Annotated in this window: 17 protein-coding genes; 4 read left to right on the forward strand and 13 right to left on the reverse strand. The window is 69.9% G+C overall.

Annotated features, from left to right (window positions below; translation table 11 throughout):
* Window positions 1–23: 23 nt before the first annotated feature.
* From PUR53_RS08880 to PUR53_RS08895, 4 genes are read right to left on the reverse strand one after another with little or no spacing between them, the layout of a single operon-like run.
* Window positions 24–1,346, reverse strand: coding sequence for an NADH-quinone oxidoreductase subunit D (locus PUR53_RS08880; protein ID WP_329907920.1), 1,323 nt, complete (start codon window positions 1,344–1,346; stop codon window positions 24–26).
* Window positions 1,343–2,131, reverse strand: coding sequence for an NADH-quinone oxidoreductase subunit C (locus tag PUR53_RS08885; RefSeq protein ID WP_329895660.1), 789 nt, complete (start codon window positions 2,129–2,131; stop codon window positions 1,343–1,345). Before PUR53_RS08885 ends, PUR53_RS08880 begins: the two co-directional genes overlap by 4 nt.
* Window positions 2,128–2,682, reverse strand: coding sequence for a NuoB/complex I 20 kDa subunit family protein (locus PUR53_RS08890; RefSeq protein WP_003998928.1), 555 nt, complete (start codon window positions 2,680–2,682; stop codon window positions 2,128–2,130). The genes PUR53_RS08885 and PUR53_RS08890 overlap by 4 nt, the downstream gene beginning before the upstream one ends.
* Before the next feature lie 14 nt (window positions 2,683–2,696).
* Window positions 2,697–3,056 carry an NADH-quinone oxidoreductase subunit A gene (locus PUR53_RS08895; RefSeq protein ID WP_009310323.1) on the reverse strand — a complete coding sequence of 120 codons (360 nt, stop codon included), beginning with the start codon at window positions 3,054–3,056 and terminating at the stop codon, window positions 2,697–2,699.
* A 715-nt stretch (window positions 3,057–3,771) separates the two neighbouring features.
* Between PUR53_RS08895 and PUR53_RS08900 the strand changes: the two genes are divergently transcribed.
* Window positions 3,772–4,611: a C40 family peptidase gene (locus tag PUR53_RS08900; protein WP_329907921.1), complete on the forward strand. Its 840-nt coding sequence runs from the start codon at window positions 3,772–3,774 to the stop codon at window positions 4,609–4,611.
* A gap of 207 nt (window positions 4,612–4,818) precedes the next feature.
* Here PUR53_RS08900 and PUR53_RS08905 read toward each other — a convergent pair whose 3' ends face one another.
* Entirely contained in the window at window positions 4,819–6,111 is a 1,293-nt protein-coding gene (locus PUR53_RS08905; protein ID WP_329895658.1) for a geranylgeranyl reductase family protein, read from the reverse strand.
* A 160-nt stretch (window positions 6,112–6,271) separates the two neighbouring features.
* Here PUR53_RS08905 and PUR53_RS08910 point away from each other — a divergent pair, with 160 nt between their 5' ends.
* Complete coding sequence (locus tag PUR53_RS08910; RefSeq protein WP_329907922.1) at window positions 6,272–6,778, forward strand: GNAT family N-acetyltransferase; 507 nt, start codon at window positions 6,272–6,274, stop codon at window positions 6,776–6,778.
* 159 nt (window positions 6,779–6,937) lie between these two features.
* Window positions 6,938–7,303 carry a PASTA domain-containing protein gene (locus PUR53_RS08915; RefSeq protein ID WP_329907923.1) on the forward strand — a complete coding sequence of 122 codons (366 nt, stop codon included), beginning with the start codon at window positions 6,938–6,940 and terminating at the stop codon, window positions 7,301–7,303.
* Here PUR53_RS08915 and PUR53_RS08920 read toward each other — a convergent pair.
* The 5 genes from PUR53_RS08920 to PUR53_RS08940 all read right to left on the reverse strand — a co-directional run bounded on the left by PUR53_RS08920 (window position 7,284) and on the right by PUR53_RS08940 (window position 13,800).
* On the reverse strand, window positions 7,284–9,122 hold the full coding sequence (locus PUR53_RS08920; protein WP_329907924.1) for a zinc-ribbon domain-containing protein: 1,839 nt from the start codon (window positions 9,120–9,122) through the stop codon (window positions 7,284–7,286). The genes PUR53_RS08915 and PUR53_RS08920 overlap by 20 nt on opposite strands.
* A 133-nt stretch (window positions 9,123–9,255) precedes the next feature.
* A complete protein-coding gene (locus PUR53_RS08925; protein ID WP_329895654.1) occupies window positions 9,256–9,954 on the reverse strand; it encodes a demethylmenaquinone methyltransferase in 699 nt (232 codons plus the stop codon).
* Window positions 9,955–10,010: 56 nt separating this feature from the next.
* Complete coding sequence (locus PUR53_RS08930; RefSeq protein WP_329895653.1) at window positions 10,011–11,126, reverse strand: acyltransferase family protein; 1,116 nt, start codon at window positions 11,124–11,126, stop codon at window positions 10,011–10,013.
* On the reverse strand, window positions 11,126–13,375 hold the full coding sequence (locus tag PUR53_RS08935) for a bifunctional polysaccharide deacetylase/glycosyltransferase family 2 protein (RefSeq protein WP_329895652.1): 2,250 nt from the start codon (window positions 13,373–13,375) through the stop codon (window positions 11,126–11,128). The genes PUR53_RS08930 and PUR53_RS08935 overlap by 1 nt, the downstream gene beginning before the upstream one ends.
* A 17-nt stretch (window positions 13,376–13,392) precedes the next feature.
* Window positions 13,393–13,800 (reverse strand): hypothetical protein, encoded by a 408-nt coding sequence (locus tag PUR53_RS08940; protein WP_329895651.1) that lies wholly within the window; start codon window positions 13,798–13,800, stop codon window positions 13,393–13,395.
* 172 nt (window positions 13,801–13,972) lie between these two features.
* Between PUR53_RS08940 and PUR53_RS08945 the strand changes: the two genes are divergently transcribed.
* Window positions 13,973–14,995, forward strand: coding sequence for a chitinase (locus tag PUR53_RS08945; protein ID WP_329895750.1), 1,023 nt, complete (start codon window positions 13,973–13,975; stop codon window positions 14,993–14,995).
* Window positions 14,996–15,069: 74 nt separating this feature from the next.
* On the opposite strand, the gene PUR53_RS08950 is transcribed toward PUR53_RS08945, so the two are convergent.
* The 3 genes from PUR53_RS08950 to PUR53_RS08960 form a co-directional block, all read right to left on the reverse strand.
* On the reverse strand, window positions 15,070–15,519 hold the full coding sequence (locus tag PUR53_RS08950) for a hypothetical protein (protein WP_329895650.1): 450 nt from the start codon (window positions 15,517–15,519) through the stop codon (window positions 15,070–15,072).
* Between the two features lie 7 nt (window positions 15,520–15,526).
* The gene (mqnC, locus tag PUR53_RS08955; protein ID WP_329895649.1) at window positions 15,527–16,726 is read right to left on the reverse strand and encodes a cyclic dehypoxanthinyl futalosine synthase; all 1,200 of its coding nucleotides are present in this window, start codon (window positions 16,724–16,726) and stop codon (window positions 15,527–15,529) included.
* A gap of 161 nt (window positions 16,727–16,887) precedes the next feature.
* Window positions 16,888–17,649: an A24 family peptidase gene (locus tag PUR53_RS08960; RefSeq protein ID WP_329895648.1), complete on the reverse strand. Its 762-nt coding sequence runs from the start codon at window positions 17,647–17,649 to the stop codon at window positions 16,888–16,890.
* Window positions 17,650–17,822: the final 173 nt, after the last annotated feature.

The following is a 17,822-nucleotide window of genomic DNA, read 5'->3' on the forward strand; positions in this document are numbered from 1 at the left end:
GCTGACGCCCTCGGGGGTGGTGGTCACCGGTCGACGCCTCCCATCACGGGGTCGATGGACGCGACGGCGACGATGACGTCGGCGACCTGGCCGCCCTCGCACATCGCCGCCATGGCCTGCAGGTTGGTGAAGGACGGGTCGCGGAAGTGGACCCGGAAGGGGCGGGTGCCTCCGTCGGACACGGCGTGCACCCCGAGTTCGCCCTTGGGTGACTCGACCGCCGCGTACGTCTGTCCCGGCGGGACGCGGAAGCCCTCGGTCACCAGCTTGAAGTGGTGGATCAGGGCCTCCATGGAGGTGCCCATGATCTTCTTGATGTGGTCCAGGGAGTTGCCGAGCCCGTCGGGCCCCAGGGCGAGCTGGGCGGGCCAGGCGATCTTCTTGTCGCCGACCATCACCGGGCCGGGCTCCAGCCGGTCCAGGCACTGCTCGACGATCCTGAGGGACTGACGCATCTCTTCCAGACGGATCAGGAAGCGGCCGTAGGAGTCGCAGGTGTCGGCGGTCGGGACGTCGAAGTCGTACGTCTCGTAGCCGCAGTACGGCTGGGCCTTGCGCAGGTCGTGCGGGAGACCGGCGGAGCGCAGGATGGGGCCGGTGGCGCCGAGGGCCATGCAGCCGGTCAGGTCGAGGTAGCCGACGTCCTGCATCCGGGCCTTGAAGATGGGGTTCCCGGTGGCGAGCTTGTCGTACTCGGGCAGGTTCTTCTGCATCTTCTTCACGAACTCGCGGATCTGGTCGACCGCGCCGGGCGGCAGGTCCTGGGCGAGTCCGCCGGGCCGGATGTACGCGTGGTTCATGCGCAGGCCGGTGATCAGCTCGTAGATGTCGAGAATCAGTTCACGATCACGGAAGCCGTAGATCATGATCGTGGTGGCGCCCAGTTCCATGCCGCCGGTGGCGATGCACACCAGGTGGGAGGAGAGCCGGTTCAGCTCCATCAGGAGCACCCGGATGATCGTGGCGCGGTCGGGGATCTCGTCCTCGATGCCGAGGAGTTTCTCCACGGCGAGGCAGTACGCCGTCTCGTTGAAGAACGGCGTCAGGTAGTCCATGCGCGTCACGAACGTGGTGCCCTGCGTCCACGTGCGGTATTCGAGGTTCTTCTCGATGCCGGTGTGGAGGTAGCCGATGCCGCAGCGGGCCTCGGTGACGGTCTCGCCGTCGATCTCCAGGATGAGCCGGAGCACACCGTGGGTGGACGGGTGCTGGGGGCCCATGTTGACGATGATGCGCTCGTCGTCGGACCGGGCGGCGGTCTCGGCGACCTCGTCCCAGTCGCCGCCGGTGACCGTGTAGACGGTGCCCTCGGTGGTCTCGCGCGGAGTTGCGTGCGATGTGCTCATGAGTACGACCTCCGCTGGTCCGGAGCCGGGATCTGGGCGCCCTTGTACTCGACGGGGATGCCGCCGAGGGGGTAGTCCTTGCGCTGCGGGAAGCCCTGCCAGTCGTCCGGCATCATGATCCGCGTCAGCGCGGGGTGGCCGTCGAAGACGATGCCGAAGAAGTCGTACGTCTCGCGCTCGTGCCAGTCGTTGGTCGGGTAGACGGGGACGAGCGACGGGATGTGCGGGTCGGCGTCGGGGGCGGAGACCTCCAGGCGGATCAGCCGGTTGTGGGTGATCGAGCGCAGGTGGTAGACGGCGTGCAGCTCGCGGCCCTTGTCGCCGGGGTAGTGGACGCCGGAGACGCCGGTGCACAGCTCGAAGCGCAGGGCCGGGTCGTCGCGCAGGGTGCGGGCGACGCGGAGCAGGTGCTCGCGCTCGATGTGGAAGGTGAGCTCGCCCCGGTCGACCACCGTCCTGTCGATCACGTTCTCGGGGACGAGGCCCTGTTCCTCCAGGGCGCCCTCCAGCTCGTCGGCGACCTCGTCGAACCAGCCGCCGTAGGGGCGGACGGCCTCGCCGGGGAGCCGGATGGAGCGGACCAGGCCGCCGTAGCCGGAGGTGTCGCCGCCGTTGTTCGCGCCGAACATGCCGCGCTGGACGCGGATCTCCTCACCGCCGTCGCCACGCTGGCCGGGGAGGTTGGAGGCGGCGAGGTCCTTCTCGGGGTTGACCCCGTTGGAGCCGTTGGATCCGTTGGAGCCCTTGGATCCGCCGGCACCGTTCTTGCCGTTCGCGTCGCTCATCGCAGCAGCCCCTTCATCTCGATGGTGGGCAGTGCCTTGAGCGCGGCTTCCTCGGCCTCGCGGGCCGCTTCCTCCGCGTTCACGCCGAGCTTGGACGTCTGGATCTTCTGGTGGAGCTTGAGGATCGCGTCCATCAGCATCTCGGGCCGTGGCGGGCAGCCCGGGAGGTAGATGTCGACCGGGACGATGTGGTCGACGCCCTGGACGATCGCGTAGTTGTTGAACATGCCGCCGGACGACGCGCAGACCCCCATGGAGATCACCCACTTGGGATTCGGCATCTGGTCGTAGACCTGCCGCAGCACCGGCGCCATCTTCTGGCTGACCCGGCCGGCCACGATCATCAGGTCCGCCTGGCGCGGCGAGCCGCGGAAGACCTCCATGCCGAAGCGCGCCAGGTCGTAGCGCCCCGCGCCCGTGGTCATCATCTCGATGGCACAGCAGGCGAGGCCGAAGGTGGCGGGGAAGACGGATGCCTTGCGTACCCAGCCCGCGGCCTGCTCGACGGTGGTCAGCAGGAAACCGCTCGGCAGTTTTTCTTCGAGTCCCATGGCTTAAAGGCCCCTCAGTCCCATTCCAGGCCGCCGCGGCGCCAGACGTACGCGTAGGCGACGAAGACGGTGAGCACGAAGAGCAGCATCTCCACGAGCCCGAAAACACCCAGGGCGTCGAAGGTGACGGCCCACGGGTAGAGGAAGACGATCTCGATGTCGAAGACGATGAAGAGCATCGCCGTCAGGTAGTACTTGATGGGGAAACGCCCGCCGCCGGCCGGCGTGGGGGTGGGCTCGATCCCGCACTCGTAGGCCTCGAGCTTGGCCCGGTTGTAGCGCTTCGGGCCGATCAGCGTGGCCATGATCACGGAGAAGATCGCAAAGCCTGCCCCGAGGGCTCCCAGTACGAGGATGGGCGCATAGGCGTTCACCGCTCCTCGCTCCTCTCAGTCGGCACTGACTGCTGGCGGATTGCGTGGGCCCTGCTCTCCCGCCCCACCGGCCACACGAGCCCCGTCCGTCTCGACGAAGATCGCGAACATGTGAAGCAGGTCACAAGCCCAACTGCCCCGCATCCTATGCCTGCCGGTCTGTGATCTGCGACACGGGTGCAGCACCGAGTTTGTGATCTCCACCACCTGACGAAGGATCATGAAGTCGGATGAGCGTCGATCTTCATACACGAAGCGCCAGACTGATCACCAGAAGTGACATTCTCGCTCGTTACCGCTGGTCACGCGGGGCGTCTCCATATCAAGAGAGTTCCGCTGCATGCAAATTGGTGCTGGACGAGACCCCTTGATAGAGCACCGCGTTCACACCTCGGAGGGAGGTCCGATGACCGATGTGGACGCGTGCACGCATTCACGAGCGTCGAGAGCGGCGCTCCCGCGCGGGACGCCGCGGGAACGGGTGACCGTTCCGTGACCTGCGCCACATCGGACCGAGATCAAATCCACCGGCCTTGGCCACTCGCTGCGATCGATGGTAAGCGCAGGGCAATTCGGGCGTAATCACGAAAGCGCATGATCAAAGGCTTGTTCGACCGTGTCCGCTATGCCCGTTACGGCGTCAATAAAGAGTGACGCGCGGGGAATTTACGGCCTCCGTTGAACAACTGTGGCGCAGCACACGTTTCTTGAAGGTATGGAGGAGTCGCTGGTACCGCTTGTACCCATGTCCCACACCGCTCACATACGCAGCCACCGGAAACCCCGCCGCAACGCGTCCTCGATCGCGCTGCGCGCCGGAGTCGCCGGTGGCGTTCTCAGCACCGTGGCCGTGGCCGGCGCGTCGACGGCCGCGTTCGCCGCGGAGCCGGTGACGCAGACGCTCGAACTGCCCACCCTCACGGCCGACCTGGCCACGCAGGCCGCGCAGTCCGCGGACGCCACGCAGGCGATGGCGGCCGACTATCAGCTGCAGGCCGAGCGTGACGCGGCCGCCGAAGAGGCGGCCAAGCAGGCCGACAAGGACCTCGCCAAGGCGAAGAAGGAAGAGGCCCGGAAGAAGGCCGCCGAGGAGGCCGAGCGCAAGGCCGCCGCCGAGCGTGCCTCGCGCGACAGTGAGCGGACCACCCTCACGACCAGCTCGTCCGACTCGTCGACGACGACCACGACGGCGCCCGCCTCGGGCAGCGTCGGCACGGTCATCGGCTTCCTGAAGGCGCAGCTCGGCGACGCCTACGTCATGGGCGCCACCGGCCCCAACGCGTGGGACTGCTCCTCGCTCGTGCAGGCCGCGTTCAAGCAGGTCGGCGTGGACCTCCCCCGGGTCTCGCAGGACCAGTCGATGCAGGGCACCGAGGTCTCGCTGTCGAACCTCCAGGTCGGCGACATCCTGTACTGGGGCGCCAAGGGTTCGGCGTACCACGTGGGTGTCTACATCGGGAACGGCCAGTACCTCGACGCGGCGAACCCCTCCAAGGGCGTCGTCATCCAGGACCTCTCCGGCTACCCGGCGACGGGCGCGGTGCGCGTGCTCTGACCCACGCGGTCGCCCAGGGCGTTTTCGAAGGGCCGCTCTCCCCGTAGGGGACAGCGGCCCTCGGGCTGCCCACGGAAAGGCCACAGGCGCCCCACAGGGCGCCTCTCGCACCATCCCCAAGGTGTTCCGCGCTCCCGGACGGCAGCGAGCCGCTCGGGGGCGTACAGGGCTTCACCCCGCGCGCGGGGTGAAGCCCTGTACCCACCGTCACGCCTTCGGGGCCACCTTGCTCAGGCCGTTGATGATGCGGTCCATCGCATCGCCGCCGGTGGGGTCGGTGAGGTTGGCCAGCATCTTCAGCGTGAACTTCATCAGGAGCGGGTGGGTCAGGCCCCGCTGCGTGGCGAGCTTCATGATCTTCGGGTTGCCGATGAGCTTCACGAAGGCGCGGCCCATCGTGTAGTAGCCGCCGAAGGTGTCCTTGAGGACCTGCGGATAACGCTGGAGGGCGAGTTCACGCTGTCCGGGGGTGGCGCGGGCGTGCGCCTGGACGATGACGTCGGCGGCGATCTGGCCGGATTCCATCGCGTAGGCGATGCCCTCGCCGTTGAAGGGGTTCACCATGCCGCCGGCGTCGCCGACCAGCAGCAGGCCCTTGGTGTAGTGGGGTTGGCGGTTGAAGGCCATCGGCAGGGCGGCGCCGCGGATGGGGCCGGTCATGTTCTCGGGGGTGTAGCCCCACTCCTGAGGCATGGACGCGCACCAGGCCTTCAGGACGTCGCGCCAGTCCAGCTCCTTGAAGGCGGAGGAGGTGTTGAGGACACCCAGACCGACGTTGGACGTGCCGTCGCCCATGCCGAAGATCCAGCCGTAGCCGGGGAGCAACCGGTCCTCGCCGGGGCCGCGCTTGTCCCACAGCTCCAGCCAGGACTCCAGGTAGTCGTCGTCGTGGCGCGGCGAGGTGAAGTACGTGCGGACCGCGACGCCCATCGGCCGGTCCTCGCGGCGGTGCAGGCCCATCGCGAGGGAGAGCCGGGTGGAGTTGCCGTCGGCCGCGACCACCAGCGGGGCGTGGAAGGTGACTTCGCGCTTCTCGTCGCCGAGCTTGGCGTGCACCCCGGTGATCCGGCCCGTGCGGTCGTCGATGATGGGCGCGCCCACGTTGCACTGCTCGTGGAGGCGGGCGCCCGCCTTCTGGGCCTGGCGGGCGAGCTGCTCGTCGAAGTCGTCGCGTTTGCGGACGAGTCCGTAGTTCGGGTAGGCGGCGAGATCCGGCCAGTCGAGCTGGAGACGGACGCCGCCGCCGATGATCCGCAGGCCCTTGTTGCGGAGCCAGCCGGCCTCTTCGGAGATGTCGATGCCCATCGCCACGAGCTGCTTGGTGGCGCGCGGGGTGAGGCCGTCGCCGCAGACCTTCTCCCTGGGGAAGCTGGTCTTCTCCAGGAGCAGCACGTCGAGCCCGGCCTTCGCCAGGTAGTACGCGGTGGTGGAACCGGCTGGCCCGGCCCCGACGACGATCACATCGGCGGTGTGTTCGGTAAGGGGCTGGGGCTCGGTCACGACGGGTTCTCCCCAAGAAGTAGAAGGATCGATGCAGCGGGATCGGTGCAGGACCTGCTGGACGCCCGGGGAACCGGACGGCCGGAAAACATGTGCCGACGGTCGTCGGACATGGGCAGTCTATTCAGCGGTACCGATCATCGGCTGAAGGGCTGCCCCTGTGAACCGAGCTCTGCCCGACGTACGGCTGCGTGTCCCCACCGACGAGGACGCCTTCGCCTGGCACCGGATCTTCGACGATCCCGACGTCATGGAGTTCCACGGCGGCCGGTCCGCCGAGCTGTCCGTCTACGAGGAGCTCACCGCGCGCCAGCGCCGCCACGACGCCGAGCACGGGTTCTGCCTGTGGACGATGCTCGACGAGGAGGGCCGGGCCATCGGCTTCACCGGTGCCCAGCCGTGGCCCCGCGAGTGGGGCCCGACCGGCGAGATCGAGATCGGCTGGCGGCTCGCCCGGGACCACTGGGGCAAGGGGTACGTCACCGCCGCCGCGGCACAGACCCTGGAGCGGGTGCGGGCGGCCGGTGTCGGCAGCGTCGTCGCCATGGTTGACGCCCGCAACGAGCGGTCCATCGCCGTCACACGGCGGCTGGGCATGGAACTGGCGGAGACGTTCACGACGCCCGCCTCGGGCCGGCCGGGGCACTGCTACCGGCTGAACTTGTAGCGGTCCGACGGCCGTTCATCCTGCTGTTCGACGGTCCAGCGGTTCGGGATTTCGGCAACTCGTCACTCAGCGTAGCAATTTGCCGCAGATTGCCACGCAGTGCTTCCGGGCGGGGGCGCTCGGCGGTTACCCTGCCGGTACCGCTGGGGGTGAACATCTGTGCGCATAACACCCAAGTCATCCGAAGTGCGTGTGCCACGGTTCGTCGGGCTGATGGCCATGGACGCGCGCGAGAGGGCCGAGGCGGGCGGGGTGCTCCTCGTCGCGCCCGACCGGCCCGACTTCGCACGCACCGTCGTGGACTACGTCGTACGGCAGTACCCGCCACCTGGGGTGGAGGTGCCGCGCGGGGCCGCCGTGACCGTGTGGTTCGAGTTGGGGGACGAGGGTGGGGGCGTGCGGGAGCCGCGGCACGGTGGACCGCCCCCGGGGTTGCGCAGGGCTCTGGACGAGCCGGGGGTGGCCCTTCACGTGCCTTTGGGCGGCCCACCGCCCACCCCGCCTCCTACTTCTGCCAGAGCATGATCGCCGCCGCCCCTCCCCCGCCGATCACGAAGGCCACCGCGATGGTGAGGGTCCAGATCAGCGTGCCGTTGCGGGACTTCGGCGGTTCGGCAGGCGGCAGATGGTGGTGGCCCAGCTCCACGAGCGGAGGCTCATAGGGGGCCGGTGCCGGAGTGGAGGAGTGCCCCGGGACCCCGTGGGCCGCCGCCGGGCCGTTGCTCGGCATCGGCGGGACCGGCGGTGCGATCACCGCCGTACGCGCTCCCGTCATCTGCACCAAATAGGGCGCGAGGAAGGCCGCGACGAAGATCCAGAGGAGGCCGAAGAGCAGCGCCTCGGCGATGTCGAGGCCCACGTCCACCTGGCCCGCGACCGCGAACTCGGTGCTGAGTTCGGCCGTCGCCGAGCCGGACGTCTCCATGCCGAAGCCGCTGACGCCGGCGAGGAGGAGGAAGAGCCCGCAGAAGACGCCCGCGGCGAGCAGTTGCTCGCCACGGCCCGAGGAGCGGCGGGCCGCGAGGACCCCGAGGACCAGGGCGCAGACCACGCCGAGCGTCAACGCGCCCACGACCGCCCAGGAGTTGACGGCGTCGCCCAGCTCGGAGAGCCCGAACGACTCGCGCTCGTAGTCGCCGTACGGGGCGGCCTCCACGAGCCCGTAGTCGCCGGAGGAGTCGTACGACGTGTCGTCCCCGTACCGGGTGCGGCCCGCCTCGCCCTGGACGGACGCGCCCCAGGAGAGGCCGAGGAGATGGACGGCGAGGTTGGGGAGGACGAGCAGCACGAGGAGGAGCGGGTTGAGGTCCTCCTCCCACTCGGCCTGCCACTCGTCGTTGGCCGCGAGGACGACGAAGGTGACGAGGGAGCAGAGGGCGAGCACGATCGCCATGGCCCGTACGGCCGTCCCGGTCGCCCGGAACAGGGTCCGGGGCCCCGGGCGGACGGCGAGCCAGGCGGCCAGGTCGTCGCGTTGCAGCAGGCCGACCGAAACGACGGCGGTGAGCAGCAGCGCGCCCAGCGCCGCGCGCCAGGGGGACGTCGAAGCCTCCACGCGCGCGACCTCCGGCTGCGCGAACAGCCCCAGCAGCAGGACGGCGGCCGTCACCAGCAGCGTGACCCGCACGGCCGCTTCGAGCCCTGTGGTACGGCCGCCGCCGTACCCCGCCCCGGCGTACGCGGCGCGGGTCACCAGGCGGGTGCGGAGTTGCCGTACGGCGAGGAACAGCGCCCCGATGAACAGGACGGTCACCGTGAGCGGGACGAAGGTCAGGGTGAGGGCGGCCTCGGCGGACCGGTAGTCGCCCGAGAAGTCGCCGCCCCCGCTCTCGGCGATTCTGAAGCCGCCGCCGAGGCCTTGGAGGAGCCCGGCGAGCGCGAGGCCCAGCCGGTCGCCGAAGCCGACGAAGTCGTCCTCGTCCGCGGTGCCCTGGCCGTACGAGGGGATGGCCAGCGCGAGCGCGGCGGCGAGGAGCAGCCCGACCGGCCAGAGCGCGGCCGCCGCGGAGCCGCCCCAGTCGCCGCGGAAAGCCCGGCCGAAGAAGGCGCCGACGGGCGACGGGCGGGCGGGGACGGGGGCGTACGGGGGAGGTGGCGGCGGCGGGCCGACGGGGGGCGCGCCCGGTGGCGCCGACGGGGGTGGTGTCAGGGGTGCCGCGGGCGCCGGGACCGGCGGGGCTGTCGGGACCGTTCCGGGGGGTGCCGTAGGGAGCGTCCCGGGCGGCGGCGTCGGGGGGACCGGCGGGCGTTCCCGTCCGCACGTCATGCAGAAGCGCGCCTCGTCAGGGCCTGGTGTCCCGCAGTGCGGGCAGTAGGACGTCATGGAACCCCCGTCGTCGGACATCACCGGTGCGTGCCGGTGTATCAACGGACGGTAGTTTCTGTTGACCGGTTCCCGTCAACAGAATTCCCCGACGAGCATCCCTCGTACGGGTGAACTCCGGCCTCTGCGGCCGGAGTTCACCCCGCCACGGCCCCTACGCGTGGGCCTTGAATCCCCGGTGCAGCGCGACGATCCCGCCCGAGAGGTTCCGCCACGCGACCCTGTCCCAGCCGGCCTTGCGGAGGCGCTCGGCGAGGCCCGCCTGGTCGGGCCAGGCGCGGATGGACTCGGCGAGGTAGACGTACGCGTCGGGGTTGGACGACACCGCGCGGGCGGCCGGCGGCAGCGCGCGCATCAGGTACTCGGTGTAGACGGTCCGGAACGGCGTCCACGTCGGGTGGGAGAACTCGCAGATCACGACCCGGCCGCCGGGCTTCGTCACCCGGTACAGCTCGCGCAGCGCGGTGTCGGTGTCCTGCACGTTGCGCAGGCCGAAGGAGATGGTGACCGCGTCGAAGGTGTCGTCCTTGAACGGCAGCCTCGTGGCGTCGCCCGCGGTGAACGGCAGCCAGGAGAGGCGCTCCTTGCCGACCCGGAGCATGCCGAGGGAGAAGTCGCACGGCACGACGTACGCCCCGGTCTGCGCGAAGGGCAGCGAGGAGGTGCCCGTGCCGGCCGCGAGATCCAGCACCTTCTGCGCGGGGCGGGCGTCGACCGCCCGCGCGACCTCCTTGCGCCAGCGCCGGTCCTGCCCGAGGGACAGCACGTCGTTGGTCAGGTCGTACCGTTTCGCCACTCGGTCGAACATCGAGGCGACTTCGTGCGGCTGCTTGTCCAGGGATGCGCGGGTCACGGGCCCATTGTGGCAGTACGGACCGGACGCCGGTGCGGCGCCCGGCCCGTGGCGCGTCACGGCAGCAGCTTCGGTCTCCTCTTCGCCGCCACGTCCTCGACCCAGCCGCAGAGCAGGACGAACACACCGATCAGGAGCCAGCCGACGCCGAACATGAACCACTGGCTCTCCAGCGGCAGATACCTCTCGAAGGCCGGCACGTCCCAGAACCGGTCGATCAGCGGGACGGCGAGGATCAGGGCGATCTCGTGCCACAGATAGATCGTCACCGCGCGGGAGTTGAAGATCGTGACGACGCGGTCCAGGCGCCGGAACCGGGTCAGCCCGGCGAAGTCGACCTCGAGGTACGCCTTCGCGTACAGCAGGAGCGTCACGAAGCCCGCGGAGAAGAACGCCTGGGCGAGGGGGATGTCGTCGAGGTCGTACGAGCCGGTCTCCTCCTGGTGCGTGAAGGCGTACCAGGCGCCGAGGCCGAGGGCGGCGAGGGAGAGGACCGTGACGGCGAGCGGCTTCAGCCTCGTCAGGACGCCGTCGCGGTGGGCGAAGCCCAGGATCCAGCAGAAGAGGAAGGTGGCCAGGTCGGTCAGGGCGGTGCCGAAGCGGTCGTCCGGGGGCTCCCGGAGGAAGGTGAGGACGACGATCGGCGCGAGGGAAGCCAGCAGGACCGGGACCGGTGCCATCCGGAAGATCCGCAGCAGAAGCGGGGAGAGCAGGACGAACCACAGGTAGGTGCGCAGGTACCAGAGGATCTCCCAGGCCTGTTCGCCCCAGGCGTTGCCCGGCGGATCGCCCAGCGGGACGACCCAGAAGACGATCTGCCAACCGGGCATCCAGCCGTGGATCAGCATGGCGGCGACCACGAAGAGGCCCCAGAACCAGAAGGGGGGCAGGAGGCGGCGGACGCGGCCTCGGATCACCTGCGGGGCGGGGCGTTCCAGGGACTTGGCCATGAGGCTGCCGGCCAGGGCGAACATGACGCCCATCGAGGGGAACACCATGCCGGCCCAGGGCCAGCCGAAGGTGTGGTAGGTGACGACGCGGATGAGGGCGAGGGCGCGAAGGGTGTCGAAGTAGCGGTCGCGCCCGGCGCCCCTCGGCTCGGGTGGGGTCGTGGGCGCGGCCTCGTGCTCGGGGGTGAGAGCGGCGGGGCCCCCTCTCCGGTGCGAGCCCATCAGCTCGCCCCCGCCGGGGTGCCGACCTCGCCCGTGCGTTTCAGTTTCTGCCAGCGCAGACGGCCGCCGGTGAGGGCCGTGACGCAGGAGTGGATCAGGACGAGGTACATCATCTGGCGGTAGGCGAGCTGCTGGAGCGGGAGCATCAGCAGGTAGCGGTACTTCTCCTTGTCGAGCTTGAAGGCGTAGGCCGCGCAGACGAGCTGGACGCCCAGCACCGCCAGCCAGGCCAGCAGGGAGGCCTTGAAGTCGACGAAGATCATCGCGTAGACGGTGAAGACGTCGATGAGGGGCGCGAAGACCGGGGTGACGATCTGGAAGATCACCACGAGCGGCATGCCGACGCGGCCGAAGCGACCCGAGGGCCCCTTGTCCGTCAGGGATGCGCGGTGCTTCCACAGCGCCTGCATGGTGCCGTACGACCAGCGGTAACGCTGTGACCAGAGCTGTTTCAGCGAGCCCGGCGCCTCGGTCCAGGCGCGGGCGTGCTCCTGGTATACGACGCGCCAGCCGGCCCGGTGCATGGCGATGGTGATGTCGGTGTCCTCGGCGAGGGTGTCCTCGCTCATGCCGCCGACGTCCAGGACGGCGTCGCGGCGGAACGCGCCGATCGCGCCCGGGATGGTGGGCATGCAGCGCAGCAGGTCGTACATCCGGCGGTCGAGGTTGAAGCCCATCACGTACTCGATGTGCTGCCAGGCACCGATCACGGTGTCGCGGTTGCCGACCTTGGCGTTGCCCGCGACCGCGCCGACGCCCGGGTCGGCGAAGGGCTGCACCAGCCTGGCGACGGTGTCGGGCTCGAAGACCGTGTCGCCGTCCATCATCACGACGATGTCGTGACGGGCGTTGCGCACACCGTTGTTGAGGGCGGCGGGCTTGCCTGCGTTCTCCTGGCGGATGACCCGGACGTTGGGGTAGCCGAGCGCCTCGGCGATCTCCTTGGTGCCGTCCGTGGAGCCGTCGTCGACGACGATGATCTCGATCGGGTGGGTGCTCCGGGCGAGGGAGTGCAGCGTGTTGGCGATGCACTCCTTCTCGTTGTACGCGGGCACGACGACCGTGACCGGGCCGGTGACCGGTGGCCCCCAGCTGAAGCGGCGTCTGTTTCGCTCACGGAAGTGGCGGCGGGCCAGGATCAGCATCATCCCGAAGCGGCAGATGACCGCGACGCCGACGACCATCAGGCCGACCGAGAGGGTCGGTACGGCGTACTCGGCGACATAGACGGCCGCGATGAGCGCCTTGCCCTCGTAGAGGGTGGTGCCGGTGGCGGTGCGGTGGGCGGCCTGTGCGTCCGAAGTGCCCGGGGTGCCCTGCCCGTTGGCCCCAGGGGCAGCACCCGCCTGCTGTCCGTTCGCGGCGGCGTCCTTCTGCAGGGCGCCGCTGATGGTAGTGAAGGTGTAGCCCTTGGCCTTCATCTTCTCGATGTACGTGCCGAGCGCCTCCACCGTCTGGGAACGGTCGCCGCCCGCGTCGTGCATCAGGACCGAGGCACCCTTGCCGTCCTCCGGCGTGGCCCACTTGATGATCTTCTGGACGCCGGGGCGCTTCCAGTCGTCGCTGTCGGTGTCGACGAAGACGCTGGTGTAGCCCTCCTCGCCGAGCTCCTGGTAGACGGGCCAGCTGTAGTTGTCGATGGCGTCCGTCTCGGAGGAGTACGGGGCGCGGAAGAGCGTGGTGGTGATGCCGGCCGCGCCCGCGAGGGCCAGCTGGGTCTGGGTCATCTCACGCGTGATGCGGGCGTCGCTCTGGTACGACAGGTCGACATGGGTGAAGGTGTGGATGCCGATCTCGTGCCCGTCCTCGACCATGTCCCGGGCGATGGCCGGGTAGCGCGACACCATCGAGCCGACCACGAAGAAGGTCGCGGGGACGTCGTACTTCTTCAGGACGTCGAGGATCTCCGGGGTCCAGGTCGGGTTCGGGCCGTCGTCGAAGGTGAGCGCGATGGTCTTGTCCGGCACGGACCGCGTCTGCGCCTGGCCGCCCCGGAAGGTCAGGATGGGCCCGCCGTCGAGAACGTCCTCGGGTACGTCGCCCGAGCCGGCCCCGGTGCGGACGCGCTGGTCGCCGCCGACCTCGGCGCGCAGATAGCCGTCGAGCAGCATCACACTGGTCAGCCCGAGCAGGAGCAGCAGGGCGAGGATGACCCGGGGTTTCTGCAGGGCGGCGGCCTTGCCGGTGGCGCGTCGCAGTTTGGAGGGGGCGCGTCGGCGGCCGCGGCGTGCGGGAGTCGTGGTGCTCATGAAGGGGTGCGCTCCCGTCAACCGGCGGACGCGGACGGGGACGGTACGGCGGTGGGGGCGCCGGAGGGCGGAGTGCCATGGGGGGCTCCGGAGGGAGCGCCGGTGGGAACGCCCGTGGGGAGGCCCTCGGGGGCGACGCCGCCCTGGGGCTGGGGACCGTCGCCACCACCGCCGCCCGGCGCACCGGCCTGGCCGCCGCCTCCGCCGAAGGGAAACAGTTCGGTGGGGGACGCGGAGATCCCCCAGCCCATGAACGCCATGCCGAGCACGACGGCGTAACCGAGACAGACGGCCCCCAGCAGCATGCCGCACCGACGCAGCAGTCTGGCGCGGCGTCCGGAGTTGTCGACGAAGACGGGGCCTTCCTCTGCCGCTCCCTTGCGCTGCTCGGGGGTGAGGTATTCGTTGGCGGACTCGGATTGCATTCCCCGGACATTAGGCGGCCTTTATGTGGCCCATTCCCAGCTTCTCTTGTGAGGCTCCCATGAGAATCTCCTTGAACTGTCCGTTCCCTTAGAGATTCCAGGAACGACTGCGAATCGTCGAGAAGCACACATGCGGCACAGGCACCTGTGCTTCATTGCCCTCATGAGCACCGTGAGGAATTCCCTGAAACCGGCCGTCGGACTGCTGTGTCTGGCGGCCCTGGCCTGCGCGGGCTGCACCACGGACACGGACGAGTCGCCGACGAAGGCAGCCACGACCTCCCCGACGGCCACGGCGCCCCCCACGTCCGCGTCCACGTCCACGACCTACGCGCCGTACGTGAACGCCACCGAGGCCTCCGAGCTCGACGCCGCCGGGTCGGCCGCCGCGTACAACCTGGCGTTCGTGATCGCCGAGGACGACGGCGCCGTGTGCACGCCCGCGTGGAACGGCACGGACGCGATCGACGACGCGGCGGTGAAGTCCCGCATCTCGGCGCTCACCGACACGGGGGCTTCGGTGCGGGTCTCCTTCGGCGGCGCCTCGGGCACGGAGCTGGCGCGGGCCTGCGACAGCTCGTCCGAGCTGGCCGAGGCGTACGGCGCGGCGCTCGACGCGGCCGGCTCGACCGCGGCGGACTTCGACGTCGAGGGCGACGCGCTCGAGGACTCCGACTCCGTCGACCTGCGCTCCGAGGCGATAGCCCTCCTCCAGAAGGACCGTCCCGAACTCTCCGTCTCCTTCACCCTCCCCGTCATGCCGTCCGGCCTCGACGACGACGGCGTGGCCCTCCTCGACTCGGCCAACGACCACGGGGTCCAGGTCAGCACGGTCAACATCATGACGATGAACTACGCCAGTTCGTACGACGGTGACATGGGCGACTACGCGGAGCGGGCGGCCGAGGCGACGCACGAGCAGCTGATGGACGTCTTCGGTACGAGCGAGTCGACGGCGTGGGGGGCGTTGGCGCTGACCTCGATGCTGGGCGTCAACGACGTCGACAACGAGACGTTCACGTTGGAGGACGCGGCGCAGGTGCGGGAGTTCGCGGAGGGGAAGGGGGTGGCGTGGGTGTCCATGTGGGCGACGTTCCGGGATCGGGAGTGTGGGGACGGGGCGAATGACGAATTGGTCGACTGCAGTGGGGTCGATCAGGAGGACGGGGCGTTCGGGGAGGTGTTTTCGGGATGAGCTCGGGGGCTTTTGCCGTATGCGGGCCGCGGGTTGTATGTGGCTGGTCGCGCAGTTCCCCGCGCCCCTGGTAGTCAGCGCCGGCGGTGAACCAGGCGCCCGGCGCAGACCGTGGCCACGCACGTGCCGGAGTCGTCGAAGACCGCCAGGTCCGCTCGGCCCAGCTCGACGATCGTCGTGGGGGTCGGCGATGGCAGTACCGTCACGTGGTTGCGCTCGGCGGCCGCGCGGAGTTCCGGCGTGTTCGCGTGCTGCTCCAGGACCGCGACCGCGCCCGACTTCAGCACCGCGTGGATGCGTTCGCGGGGTGACGGGGCGTCCGGGAGCGGGTCCTCGTGCACCCGGCCGGGCCCCAGGACGCCGGGCCAGTGCCGCACCCGGGCACCGTGGAACCGCTGCTGGACCTCGACCAGCGTGCCCATGCCGACGACCCGGGTGCCGTCCACCACGACCGCGCCGTCCTTGATCGGTTCCGGGTCGTCCCAGGTGCGCCGTACCTCGTCGGCGGCGTGGATCGTCAGCACGTGGGCCCTAGTTGGCGTTCAGCAGCTTCAGTTCGGGGTGGGCCGTGCCGCCCTCGATGGCCGTGGACGAGATGTGGGACATGACGCGCTTGTCGACGGGGTCGTTCGCCGGGTCGTCGTGGACCACCAGGTGTTCGTAGGTCGTGGCCCGCTGGGCCGGGACCCGTCCCGCCGTGCGGATCATGTCGATCATTTCCTGGAGGTTGGAGCGGTGCTTGGCGCCGGCCGCCGAGACGACGTTCTCCTCCAGCATGATCGAGCCGAGGTCGTCCGCGCCGTAGTGCAGCGTGAGCTGACCCGCGTCCTGGCCGGTGGTGAGCCAGGAGCCCTGGATGTGGGCGATGTTGTCCATGAAGAGCCGGGAGATCGCGATCATCCGCAGGTACTCGAAGATCGTGGCCTGGGTGCGGCCCTTCAGGTGGTTGTTCATCGGCTGGTAGAGGTACGGGATGAAGGCCCGGAAGCCGCCCGTCCGGTCCTGTACGTCACGGATCATCCGCAGGTGCTCGATGCGCTCGGCGTTGGTCTCGCCGGTGCCCATGAGCATCGTGGACGTGGACTCCACGCCCAGGTTGTGCGCGGTCTCCATGATCTCCAGCCAGCGCTCGCCGGACTCCTTGAGCGGCGCGATGGCCTTGCGGGGGCGGGCCGGGAGCAGCTCGGCGCCGGCGCCGGCGAAGGAGTCGAGACCGGCGGCGTGAATGCGCTGGATGGCCTCCTCGACGCTCACCTTGGAGATCCGGGCCATGTGCTCCACCTCGGACGCGCCGAGCGAGTGGATGACCAGCTGCGGGAAGGCCTTCTTGATCGCGGCGAAGTGCGTCTCGTAGTACTCCACGCCGTAGTCCGGGTGGTGTCCGCCCTGGAACATGATCTGCGTGCCGCCCAGCTCGACGGTCTCCGCGCAGCGGCGCAGGATGTCGTCGAGATCGCGCGTCCAGCCCTTGTCCTTGGCCGTCGGCGGGGCGTAGAACGCGCAGAACTTGCACGCCGTGACGCACACGTTCGTGTAGTTGATGTTCCGCTCGATGATGTACGTCGCGATGTGCTCCGTGCCCGCGTACCGGCGCCTGCGTACGGCGTCGGCGGCGACGCCGAGTGCGTGCAGCGGGGCGTCGCGGTAGAGGTCGAGCGCCTCCTCCGGCGTGATCCGCCCACCCTCTGCGGCACGGTCGAGAACGGACTGGAGATCGGCCTTCTCGGTCACCGGGAGCGTCCCTTTCGTAAGGAATCCAGAGGGCGCGAAGCGCCTTCGTCATAAGGGTGGTGGTGGGCGACGGGTGGGCGGACCAGGCCAGCCTACGCCAGGGGTTCGGATCGGCCGACGTCAGGCCGTCTGCCTGTGGATAACTCGCCGGGCGGGCCGCCTCAGGCCGCGTACGCCTCCAGCAGGAGGCCGACGTAGGCGCCCGCGATCATGAACGGGCCCAGGGCCACCAGCTGTCGGCGTACGGCCCGGCGCCTGGCCAGCGCGACCACGGTGTAGGCGCTGCCGATGAGGGCGCCGGCGAACGTGCCGAGGTACAGCGCGCCCCAGCCGTACCAGCCGAGGACGGCGCCGAGGCCGAGGGCCAGTTTCACGTCGCCGAAGCCGAGGGCCATGGGCCTGATGAGGAAGAAGAGGAAATACAGGCCGCCGAGGGCGAGGGCGCCGTACAGCGCCGTGCGCCACTGGCCGGCGTGCTCGGGTACGAACGCGACCGCGCCCAGGAGGGTGAGGGCCAGGGCCGCGAAGGGGAGGGTCAGGGGGTCCGGGAGGCGTTGGGCGCCGAGGTCCACGAGGGTGAGGAGTACGCCGAGGGGGGCGAGGAGGAGCCAGACGGCGAGTTCGGGGCGGGTGCCGGTGGTCAGGGCGAGGGTGGCGCAGATCAGGGCGGTGGCGGTGGCGACGGTGGGGGTGTGCGGGCCGTAGGAGCAGGCGGCCTCGGTGGGGCGTGGGGTGCAGCGGGCGGGGCCCAGCCAGCCGTTCGCCGGGCCGGTGAGGGGGTGGCCGGCGGGGCACTCGTGTTGCCAGGGGTGGTCCTCGTCGACCGTGAAGCGGTAGGCGGGGCGGGGGAGGAGGGTGCCGGTGGCTGCGCCCCAGAGGGCGGCGGTCACGGTCAGTGCGGTCAGCCAGGGGTCTAGAGCCACGGGGGCAGCCTATGAGGCGGGGGTGCGTTCTCTCGCCCCCGCCGCCCCTACCCGTCCCATCCTCAAGGGGCTGCGCCCCTTTGACCCCCAAGCGTCCGTCCGGTGGGGGCTGGTCGCGCAGTTCCCCGCGCCCCTGGAAAAAGCGGGGCTGCGCCCCGGCTTTTTCCAGGCCC

It is taken from the genome of Streptomyces sp. SP18BB07, from assembly GCF_036322545.1.
Lineage (GTDB): Bacteria > Actinomycetota > Actinomycetes > Streptomycetales > Streptomycetaceae > Streptomyces > Streptomyces deccanensis.